The 9,721-nt window shown below is 72.4% G+C and carries 12 protein-coding genes; 9 read left to right on the top strand and 3 right to left on the bottom strand.

The features are described from left to right. Positions 1 to 55: 55 nt before the first annotated feature. Both C8N24_RS30290 and C8N24_RS30285 read right to left on the bottom strand, forming a co-directional pair. Positions 56 to 715, bottom strand: a complete 660-nt coding sequence (locus tag C8N24_RS30290; protein ID WP_121257297.1) for a response regulator — start codon at positions 713 to 715, stop codon at positions 56 to 58. A gap of 18 nt (positions 716 to 733) precedes the next feature. Beyond that, positions 734 to 1,141, bottom strand: a complete 408-nt coding sequence (locus C8N24_RS30285; RefSeq protein WP_121257295.1) for a ParB N-terminal domain-containing protein — start codon at positions 1,139 to 1,141, stop codon at positions 734 to 736. A 431-nt stretch (positions 1,142 to 1,572) separates the two neighbouring features. Here C8N24_RS30285 and C8N24_RS30280 point away from each other — a divergent pair, with 431 nt between their 5' ends. Genes C8N24_RS30280 through C8N24_RS30265 form a run of 4 tightly spaced genes read left to right on the top strand, consistent with a single transcriptional unit; the run spans position 1,573 to position 4,667 of the window. Beyond that, positions 1,573 to 2,769, top strand: a complete 1,197-nt coding sequence (locus C8N24_RS30280) for an ATP-binding protein (RefSeq protein WP_147448055.1) — start codon at positions 1,573 to 1,575, stop codon at positions 2,767 to 2,769. Between the two features lie 5 nt (positions 2,770 to 2,774). Then, positions 2,775 to 3,419, top strand: a complete 645-nt coding sequence (locus C8N24_RS30275) for a response regulator (RefSeq protein ID WP_211340189.1) — start codon at positions 2,775 to 2,777, stop codon at positions 3,417 to 3,419. Positions 3,420 to 3,422: 3 nt separating this feature from the next. Continuing rightward, complete coding sequence (locus tag C8N24_RS30270) at positions 3,423 to 3,830, top strand: MerR family transcriptional regulator (protein ID WP_121257289.1); 408 nt, start codon at positions 3,423 to 3,425, stop codon at positions 3,828 to 3,830. A gap of 12 nt (positions 3,831 to 3,842) precedes the next feature. Further along, entirely contained in the window at positions 3,843 to 4,667 is an 825-nt protein-coding gene (locus C8N24_RS30265) for a phosphatase PAP2 family protein (RefSeq protein WP_121257287.1), read from the top strand. Here C8N24_RS30265 and C8N24_RS30260 read toward each other — a convergent pair. Further along, positions 4,594 to 5,157: a cob(I)yrinic acid a,c-diamide adenosyltransferase gene (locus C8N24_RS30260; protein ID WP_121257284.1), complete on the bottom strand. Its 564-nt coding sequence runs from the start codon at positions 5,155 to 5,157 to the stop codon at positions 4,594 to 4,596. The two genes, C8N24_RS30265 and C8N24_RS30260, sit on opposite strands and share 74 nt — an antisense overlap. A 30-nt stretch (positions 5,158 to 5,187) precedes the next feature. Here C8N24_RS30260 and C8N24_RS30255 point away from each other — a divergent pair, with 30 nt between their 5' ends. The 5 genes from C8N24_RS30255 to C8N24_RS30235 all read left to right on the top strand — a co-directional run bounded on the left by C8N24_RS30255 (position 5,188) and on the right by C8N24_RS30235 (position 9,684). Then, positions 5,188 to 6,105, top strand: coding sequence for a DUF4430 domain-containing protein (locus tag C8N24_RS30255; protein WP_147448054.1), 918 nt, complete (start codon positions 5,188 to 5,190; stop codon positions 6,103 to 6,105). Positions 6,106 to 6,129: 24 nt separating this feature from the next. Continuing rightward, positions 6,130 to 7,197, top strand: coding sequence for a Re/Si-specific NAD(P)(+) transhydrogenase subunit alpha (locus C8N24_RS30250; protein WP_121257280.1), 1,068 nt, complete (start codon positions 6,130 to 6,132; stop codon positions 7,195 to 7,197). Then, positions 7,197 to 7,490, top strand: coding sequence for an NAD(P) transhydrogenase subunit alpha part 2 (locus C8N24_RS30245; protein WP_170179523.1), 294 nt, complete (start codon positions 7,197 to 7,199; stop codon positions 7,488 to 7,490). Before C8N24_RS30250 ends, C8N24_RS30245 begins: the two co-directional genes overlap by 1 nt. Next, positions 7,477 to 8,850 (top strand): NAD(P)(+) transhydrogenase (Re/Si-specific) subunit beta, encoded by a 1,374-nt coding sequence (locus C8N24_RS30240; protein WP_121257278.1) that lies wholly within the window; start codon positions 7,477 to 7,479, stop codon positions 8,848 to 8,850. The genes C8N24_RS30245 and C8N24_RS30240 overlap by 14 nt, the downstream gene beginning before the upstream one ends. A gap of 66 nt (positions 8,851 to 8,916) precedes the next feature. Next, positions 8,917 to 9,684, top strand: a complete 768-nt coding sequence (locus C8N24_RS30235; protein WP_147448053.1) for a hypothetical protein — start codon at positions 8,917 to 8,919, stop codon at positions 9,682 to 9,684. The last annotated feature ends 37 nt before the right edge of the window (positions 9,685 to 9,721 follow it).

Raw genomic sequence — 9,721 nt, 5'->3', positions numbered from 1 at the left:
GCGGCGCACGCGCACATCCACCGAAAGGTGTGGCGCGCCCCGACGATCGGTGCGATCAGCGCCGGCCGGGCCGCACGAGGCCGCTCTCGTAGGCGAGCACGACCGCGCCGACCCGGCTGCGCACGCCGAGCTTGCTCAGCAGCCGCGTCACGTGGGACTTGACGGTCGCGTCGCTCAGGAACAGGTCACGGCCCATCTCCGCGTTGGACTTGCCCTCGGCGAGCAGCAGCCAGACCTCACGCTCGCGGTCGGTCAGGTCTTCCAGCCGGGCGGCGAGCCGCGCGTCCGGCTCCGGGCGCACGAGGTACTCCTCGATCAGCCGGCGCGTGAGCGCCGGGTCGAGCACGGACTCGCCGGACGCGATCGTGCGGATCGCCGCCGCCAGCCGCTCGGGCGCCAGCGCCTTCAGCAGGAAGCCGCTCGCGCCGGCCTGCAGCGCGCGGTAGACGTACTCGTCCTGGTCGAAGGTGGTGACCATGACGATCCGCGCCTTCGAGCCCGCGGCCAGGATCCGCTTGGTCGCCTCGATCCCGTCGAGCGCCGGCATCCGGACGTCCATCAGGACGACGTCGGGGTGCGTGCGCAGCACGCCCTCGACCGCGGCGGCCCCGTCGGACGCCTCACCGGCGAGCTCCATGTCGGCCTCGAGCTCGAGCAGGGCGACCAGGCCGCCACGGACCAGCGCTTCGTCTTCGGCCACGAACACCTTCAGCACGCGGCAAGCGTACGCGGCTCAATAGCCGACGGCGGCGTCGATCGCGACGGCGCCGCGCGCCCGCGCGACCGACACCCGGTGGTGCCCGTCACGCACGGCGTAGCCGCCCGCGACCGGCACGACCGAGATCGGCGGGAGCATCACGCCACGCTCCTCGGCGATCCACACACGCTCCCAGCGCCGCCGGGCCGACGCGCGGACCGGGGCGAACGCCGCGTCGAACTGGGTCGCGCGGCTCGGCTCGAGCGTCCCGTGGATGCACTCGAGCGGGATCTCGCGGATGCCGCCGCGGGCGGGTACGACGTGCGGCGTCGAGTACACGGGCAGCTGGACCCGGGCGCGGCGCAGGCGCCGAAGGCGTGCACCGCGGCGGGCTCGGGTGAACGCGGTCTCCGCGTCGATGAGGGCTCCGCCGGTCTTGAACATGCCTGCAGTCTCGACCTGAGGCGAGCCGCCGACATCGGGCGAACGGTGCCTTATACGACCTCGAGACCCCTTACGTTCCAAGACTGGACGTATGTACTGACGGCCGCGCGCCGATTCCGTCACTCGCCAAACGAATAGCTGGATTCGGCCTCCCAGTGCGAAAAACCGGAAACAGGAAAGATGGATTTTGGAGCGGGAGCGAACCCCTGAGTGCGCCGGATGCTCTTGGAGGGCTTGCGCAAGGTTTGGCCGTTCAGGTACAACACCCGCCGGGTTCGGAGGTTCGGAGGGTGGAACAAATGGAGCATGGACCGGCTCGGAGGCCGGCGCTTCCTACGGTGTCGCTGGCTGCGGTGGGTGCCGCAGCGGTGTCGCTTGCGGTCGTGGCCGTCCCCTGGCTGCGTATGTCGTTCGAGGCGCCTGGCTTACGGGTGGCACTCGAAACTGGTGGCTCGCTGCTGGCGGTCACGACGGTCGCACTGCTGGTGCGCCAATGCGGGCTGCGCTCCCGCGCCGATCATCTGTGGTTGACGCTGGGATTGGTCGTCCTGGCCGTGACCTCGCTCGGCGTGGCCGGGCTGATCGTCGCCGGTGAGTGGTCACGCGACGAGGCGCGCTACGCCATGGGCGGCAACCTCGCGGGCACCGTGCTGCTCGCGATCGCGGCGTTCGCGCCGACCGGCCGCTTACGCGTACGGGCACGGACGATCCTGCTGCCCGGAGCGCTGATCGCGGCCGCCGTCTTCGCCGCCACCGCGCTCTTCGCCGGCGCCGCCCCCGGGGCGGGCCGGGTGCCGATCCAGGTCCTGATCGCCGCGACGCTCGTGGTCGCCGCGCTCGGCCTCAACCGGCGCGCCAACCGCCGCAACGAGCCGCTGCTGCGCTGGATCGCGGTGGCCGTCGTGCTCGGCGGCTTCGCGAAGCTCGACTACGCGCTCTTCCCACCGATCGGCGCCCAGAACGTGCACCTCGGCGACGTGCTGCGGATCCTCGCCTGGGCCGCGCTGTTCGTCGGCGTGCTCGGCGAGCTCCGTGCCCGGCTGCGCGCCCGTTCCGAGGCGGCCGTGGCACTCGAGCGCCGTCGGCTCGCCCGCGAGCTGCACGACGGCGTCGCGCAGGAGCTCGCGTTCATCCGCCGTCGCGCCGGTCGCCTCGGCGAGTCCGCCGACGGCCTGGAGATCCTCGGCGCCGCCGACCGCGCGCTGGAGGACTCCCGCCGCGCGATCGAGGCACTCGTCCCGCCGGCGCAGGAGCCGCTGGACGTCGCCCTGGAGCGTCTCGCGGCGCGCCTGGCGACCGAGTGCGGCCTCGAGGTCCAGGTCAACGCGCGTGCGGCCGACGTCTCCGCCGAGGTCCGCGCCGAGCTGGTGCGGATCATCTCCGAGGCGACGCGCAACGCCGCGCACCACGGCGGTGCCCGCCACGTGCGGGTCGACGTCACCGGCACGCCCCTGGCCGTGCGGATCATCGACGACGGCAGCGGCTTCCGTGACGGCGCCAACAGCGGCCTCGGCGTCGCGGGCTACGGCCTGATCGCGATGCGCGAGCGCGCGGAGCTGGTGGGCGGGCAGTTCAGCCTCGAGTCCGTCCGTGGCGCCGGTACCCTCGTGCAAGTGGTGCTGCCATAGAGCCCGTGCGAGTACTGGTCGCCGACGATCACGGCCCGACGCGTGAGGACATCGCGGCGGCGCTGGGGTCGGACGGCGGGTTCGAGATCATCGCCACGGCGGAGGATGCCCCGGGCGCGGTGGACGCCGCGCTGCGCGAGCAACCGGACCTGGCGCTGCTGGACGTCAACATGCCGGGCAGCGGGCTGGCCGCCGCGTGGGAGATCACCGCACGCCTGCCGTCCACGCGCGTGGTGATGCTGACGATCTCACGGGACGACAGCCACGTCTTCGCGGCCCTGCGGGCGGGCGCCGCCGGCTACCTGCTCAAGGACACCGAGACCGAGCGGCTCCCGCAGTCGCTCAAGGACGTCATGAACGGCGAGGCCGCGCTGCCGGTCACGCTCGTCACCCGGCTCGTCGAGGAGTTCCGCGACCGCGCGCCGCGGCGCCGCGCGCTGATGCCCGCACGGGAGGGCGAGCCGCGGCTCACGTCCCGCGAGTGGGAGGTGCTCGAGCTGATGCGCCGCAAGATGACGACCGCGCAGATCGCGCGGACGCTCGTCGTGTCACCGGCCACGGTGCGCTCGCACGTCGCCGCCATCCTGCGCAAGTTGCGCGTGCCGGACCGCGACGCCGCAGTGAGGCTGCTCGACAACTCACCCGAGTGAGCGATGAAGACCCACGGCGAGCTCCTCGCCGGAGCGGTAGGTGAGCTCGCCGGCGTCTCCGGCACCACGATCGGCCAGTGGGCGCGCTGGGGGTACATCCGCGCGTCCCGGTCGACGGGGGACCCGCACGTCTACGCCTTCGAGGACGCCGTCGAGGCGCTGATGGTGAAGGCGCTGCTGGACCGGGGCGTGTCGCGGCCGATGGTCCGGCGGGCGGTCGCGCACCTGGGCGACTACGGCGACTGGCCGCTGAGCGAGGCGCGGCTCGCCACGGCCGAGGGCGGACGGCGGCCGAAGATCGTCCTGCGCGAGGACGACGGCGCCTACGCGCTCACCCCGCGCGGGTGGCAGCGCATGGTCGCGCCGCCACCGCTCGAGGACGTTCGTCTTCGCCTTAGGCGGGCCGGGTAAGTTCCTTCAGGCATGTCCCGTCGTCCGCTCCTCCTCTCGGCCTGGTGCGCCGTCGCCTTCGTGGCCGCCTACGTCGGGTTCGTGCACGTGCCCGAGCTGCGCGCGGCCGACCTGCGCGTGCTGGAGGGCTTCATGGGCCTCGACACGCTGCCCGGCGCGGCGGTCGGCGACGACGTCGTGCGGCTGTTCGACCCGGCGCCGTTCGCGGTGATGGTGCTCGGGATCCTCGCCGCGGCGTTCCTGCTCGGCCGCACCAAGGCCGGGCTGCTCGCCGTGGGGGCGATGCTCGCCGCCAACGTCACCACGCAGGTGCTCAAGCCGCTGCTGGCCATCCAGCGCGACTACCCGCCGGACCACTTCATGGGTCCGGAGGCCTATCCGAGCGGGCACACCACCGCGGTCATGAGCTTCGCGCTCGCGCTGGTCATCATCGCCCCGCCGCGGGTGCGTGCGCTCGCCGCCACGCTCGGCGGCGTGCTGACCGTGGTCACGACGTTCTCGATCATGATGCTCGGCTGGCACTACCCGAGCGACATCGTCGGTGGCCTGCTGGTGGCGACGTTCTGGGCCTGCTTGGCGGTGATCCCGTTGCGCGCCGAGCTGCGCGCGCCGAACCTGAAGGCGTCGGCGTGGGCCGGCGTGCTGCTGCTCGGCGCCGCCGCGCTGGTCGTGCTCCCGCGCCCGGCCGCCGCGGTCGACTACGCGCTCGCGAACACCACGTGGGTGCTCGGCGCGGTGGCGATCGCCGCGGCCGCGCTCGTGCTCAGCGGTAGCGTCCCGGCTCCCACAGCGGCTCGTCGGCGCCCGCCGACAGGTTCACACCGCGCGAGAGGATGAACAGCAGGTCGCTGAGCCGGTTCAGGTAGCGGACCGTCTCGGCGTTCACCGCGTCGCCGCACGCCAGCACGCGGCGCTCCGCGCGGCGGCAGACCGTGCGGCACACGTGCAGCTGGGCCGCCGCGAGCGTCCCGCCGGGCAGCACGAACGACTTCAGCGCCGGCAGCTGGGCGTTGGCCTCGTCGCAGGCGGTCTCCAGCCACGCCGTCTGCTCGGGGATCACGCGCAGCCGCTCGCGCGGGCCGCCCTCCGGGACCGAGATGTCCGCACCCACGTCGAACAGGTCGTTCTGGATGCGCTTTAGCCAGGCCTCGTAGGGTGCAGGCAGCCCGCCGGCGGCGAGCGTCACGCCGAGCTGGGCGTTGAGCTCGTCCACGGTGCCGTAGGCCTCGATCCGCGGATCGGTCTTCGGGACGCGGCTCATATCGCCGAGATGCGTCTCGCCGCCGTCTCCGAGACGGGTGTAGATGCGTGTCAGATTTACCGTCATCGCCTACGACTGTCGTATACCACTCTGCCGATGAAACACGCCCCCGTCCTTCTCGCCGCCGTGCTGGCGCTGCTCGCCGCCGGTTGCGGTTCCAAGGCCGAGGTCCCCACGGGCGGCCGGGTGACGGTCACCGTGTCCCAGGACTTCGGGGAGACGCGTCTGGCGCCCACGCGTGGCCAGACGGCCTCCGACGCGGACACGGTGCTCGACGTGCTCGAGCGCTCGCAGTTCGAGGTGCGGGCGACCGGCGCGACCGTGGACGAGGTCGACGGCCTCTCCAGCGGCATGGAGGACGGCAAGCCCGTCCAGTGGTTCCCGTACGTGAACGGCATCGCCGCCCTGGACGGCGCAGCCGACCGCAAGCTCTACAAGAACGACCGCATCTGGTACGACCACCACGTCACCGGCTCGAAGGTGCAGGCGGTCGTCGGCTCGTTCCCGCAGCCGTTCACCGGCGGCATCGACGGCAAGAAGTACCCGATCCGGCTCGTCTGCATGGCGCCCGAGGACCGCTCGTGCGACGAGGTCGAGGAGCGGCTGAAGCAGGCCGGCGTGCGCGGGCTCACGCGCTCGAACCTCGAGTCCTCGCCCGGCCAGGTCCTGCGGGTGCTCGTGGGCACCTGGAAGGAGCTGCGCAAGGACATCGCGGCGCGCGAGCTCGAGAAGGGGCCGCAGGTGTCCGGCGTGTTCGCCAAGCCGAACGCCGCCGGCGACCAGCTGCAGCTGCTCGACGCCGACGGCGAGGTCGAGAAGACGCTCGGGCCGGGTTCCGGCCTGGTCGCCGCGACGACGTTCCTCGAGCAGCGGCCGACCTGGATCATCAGCGGCACGGACGACGTCGGCGTGGCCGCGGCGGCCGCCGCGCTGACCGAGGACCAGCTGCGCTTCCACTTCGCGCTGGCGATCGAAGCGGGCCGCGGCGTCCCGTTGCCCGTCTCAGGTCCGTAGGGTCATGTAGGTTTCCGCACCAGGTTGCGGATCGGGGTTCCCAAGGAACGGTTGGACCGCGAGCGACGGGTGGCGATCGTGCCCGACGTCGTGCGCCGCCTGCGTGCGGCCGAGCATGAGGTCGTGGTCGAGTCCGGCGCCGGGCTCACGGCGGGTGCCCCGGACGACGCGTTCGTCGCCGCGGGCGCCTCGATCGGCGATCCGTGGGGCTGCGAGGTCGTCGCGAAGGTCGCGCCGCCGCTGGACGACGAGGTCACGCGCCTGTCGTCGAGCACCATCCTCGTCGGCTTCCTGAACCCGCTCGGCAACCCGGCCGGGCTGGAGGCGATCGCCGCGACGGGCGCGACGGCGCTGGCGATGGAGAAGATCCCGCGGATCTCGCGCGCGCAGTCGATGGACGCGCTCTCCTCGCAGGCGACCGTGAGCGGCTACCGCGCGGTGCTGATCGCGTCGATCGAGCTGCCGCGCTTCTTCCCGATGTTCATGACCGCCGCGGGGACGGTGCCGCCGGCGCAGGTCCTGGTCCTGGGCGCGGGCGTCGCCGGGCTGCAGGCGATCGCGACCGCCCGCCGGCTCGGCGCGGTGGTCACGGCGTTCGACATCCGCAGCGCGGTCAAGGAGCAGATCCAGTCGCTCGGGGCGCGCTTCTTCGAGGTCGAGGGCATCGGCGACGCGGAGGCCGCGGGCGGCTACGCGCGCGAGCTCACACCCGAGGAGCAGCAGCTCCAGCGCGACGCGTTGAGCGTGCAGATGGGCAAGTCCGACGTGATCGTGACGACGGCGCTGGTGCCCGGCCGTCCCGCGCCGAAGCTGATCCCGGCGAGCGCGGTCGAGGGGATGAAGCCCGGGTCGGTGATCGTCGACCTCGCCGCCGAGGCGGGCGGGAACTGCGAGCTGACGCGGCCGGGGGAGACGTTCGTGACCGACGGCGGCGTGAAGGTCGTCGGGCCGCTGAACCTGCCGTCGGAGATGGCCGAGCACGCGTCCTCGCTGTACGCGCGCAACATCCTGTCGCTGGTCGAGCTGGGCTTCGACTTCGACGACGAAGTGGTGGCGGGCGCGACCGTGGTCCGGGGAGGGAAGGTCGTCTGATGGACCTGCTGACCGAGCTGGCGATCCTCGTGCTGGCGGCGTTCGTCGGCTTCGAGGTGATCTCGAAGGTCCCGAACACGCTGCACACGCCGCTGATGAGCGGCACCAACGCGATCCACGGCATCGTCGTGCTGGGCGGGCTGATCCTGATCGGGCACGTCGACGGCGTGCTCAACGACGTCCTGCTCGTGGTCGCGATCGCGTTCGGCACGATCAACGTGATCGGCGGCTTCCTCGTGACGGACCGGATGCTCGGGATGTTCAAGGGAAAGAAGCCCGATGAGCCGCGCTGACGTCATCAGCCTGCTCTACATCGTCGCCTTCAGCCTGTTCATCGTCGGCCTGCGGATGCTGCGGGGACCGCGGACGGCGGTGCGCGGCAACCAGATCGCGGCCGTCGGCATGGCGATCGCGGTCGGGGCGACGCTCGCGCAACCCGGCGTCGGCGACTGGCTGCTGATCGTGATCGGCGTGGCGATCGGCGTCGCGGTCGGCGTGCCCGCCGCGCGCAGCGTGAAGATGACCGCGATGCCGCAGATGGTGGCGCTGTTCAACGGCGTCGGCGGCGGCGCGGTGGCGCTGATCGCGGTCGTCGAGTTCCGCGCCGCGGACGTCGAGTTGCCGCTGGACGCGCTGATCCCGCTGCTGTTCGCGGCGATCGTCGGCTCGATCTCGTTCTGGGGTTCCAACGTCGCCTTCCTCAAGCTGCAGGAGCTGATGAAGGGCTCGATCCGCACGCCGCCGGCGGTCAACGGCGCGCTGCTGCTGATCGCGGTCGCGCTGGCCGTGGTGATCGCGGCCGGGAGCGAGTCCGAGCTGCTGTTCTGGCTGATCCTGTTGAGCGCCGGGGCGCTCGGCGTGCTCGCGGTGGTGCCGATCGGCGGCGCCGACATGCCGGTCGTCATCAGCACGCTGAACGCCTTCACGGGCCTGTCCGCCGCCGCCGCGGGCATCGCGCTCGACAACACGGCGCTGATCGTCGCGGGCATGCTGGTCGGTGCGTCGGGCTCGATCCTGACCAAGCAGATGGCGGACGCGATGAACCGCTCGATCGCGAACGTGTTCTTCGCCGGTGTGGGAACGGGGGCGACCAGCGCGCTGGCCGCTGCGGGGGGCGGGGGCACGGCGCGTTCGACGAGCGCCGCCGACGTCGCGATCCAGCTCTCCTACGCCCGGCTGGTCGTCGTCGTGCCGGGCTACGGCATGGCGGTCGCCCAGGCCCAGCGCGCGGTCGCCGACCTCGCCACCGAGCTCGAGAAGCGCGGCGTCGAGGTGCTCTACGCCATCCACCCGGTGGCGGGCCGCATGCCCGGCCACATGAACGTCCTCCTCGCCGAGGCCGACGTCCCGTACGACCGGCTGAAGGAGATGGACGACATCAACGGCGAGTTCGCCCGCACGGACGTCTCCTTGGTGATCGGCGCGAACGACGTCACGAACCCGGCCGCGCGCACGGAATCCGGCTCGCCGATCTACGGGATGCCGATCCTCGACGTCGACAAGTCGGCGTCGGTGATCGTGCTCAAGCGCTCGATGTCCAGCGGCTTCGCCGGCATCGACAACCCGCTCTTCTACGACCCGAAGACCGCGATGCTGTTCGGCGACGCGAAGTCCTCGGTGGCCGACATCCTCACCGAGGTGCAGGCGCTCTGAGCAGGTGGAGCCCGACCCACCCCTAGGTGGATGGGGGCGCCCGTCGCGCGGCCTAGCTTGCGCGGCATGAGGGGCATTCGGGTGGCGAGCGTGCTCGCCTTGTCGGTCACCATCGGCGCGTGCGGCAGCGTCGAGTCTGCGGCACCGGCCGCGGCCACCGCCACTCCCGACCCGGCGGGGTTGCGGTTCGTCAAGCCGCCGGTCGTCGTCTACGCGCCCGAGTGGGGCAGCGTGGACGTGTGGGTGCGGCTCAACCGGCCGCTCCGGAGCGCGGTCGGCCATCCCGGCGAGCTCGACGACACGCCCGCGTCGTTGGAGGTGGCGGGTGGACTGCACGACGTCCCGGGGTTGCTGGCCACGTTCCGGCGGCCGACGTGCTACTCGGAGAGCCTCTACCTGCCCGAGAAGGCGGAGCCGCTTCAGGCCGGACAGCCGGTCGAGGTGGCGCTGGTGCTCAGCGAGCAGCACCGCGTGACGGGCACGGCCACCGTGCAGATCGCCGGGGACGGCGCACAGCCGCGCCCGGTGCGTGAGCTGGGCTGCCCCTCGCAGCGGCCCGGCGCGCCGCCGACGCGCCGCTGCGACGGCGTCGTCGGGAGCCACTCCGTGTCGATCGGCCTGGTGTCGGCGACCGGCACCTCCTGCCGGCGCGCCCGCGAGGTGCTGACGAGCGTCTCGCGCTGGGCCAGCTCCCGCTGCTTCGAGGACCTGTGCGTCGCGCGGCACCGGCGCAACCGGGGCTACCGGTGCGAGGTGGGGCGCACCGGCGAGGCGGACTGGGACATCTCGTGCCGGCGCGGCCGGGCGGAGGTGCGCGGGTACACGTCCGAGTAGTTTGGTCGTGCACAACTGAGTTGTGCGCTACCGTTCG

The organism is Solirubrobacter pauli, assembly GCF_003633755.1.
In the GTDB taxonomy this organism is placed as follows: Bacteria; Actinomycetota; Thermoleophilia; order Solirubrobacterales; family Solirubrobacteraceae; genus Solirubrobacter; species Solirubrobacter pauli.
Note: the sequence above shows the minus strand (reverse complement) of the source record. Positions and strands in the feature narration are given on the sequence as shown.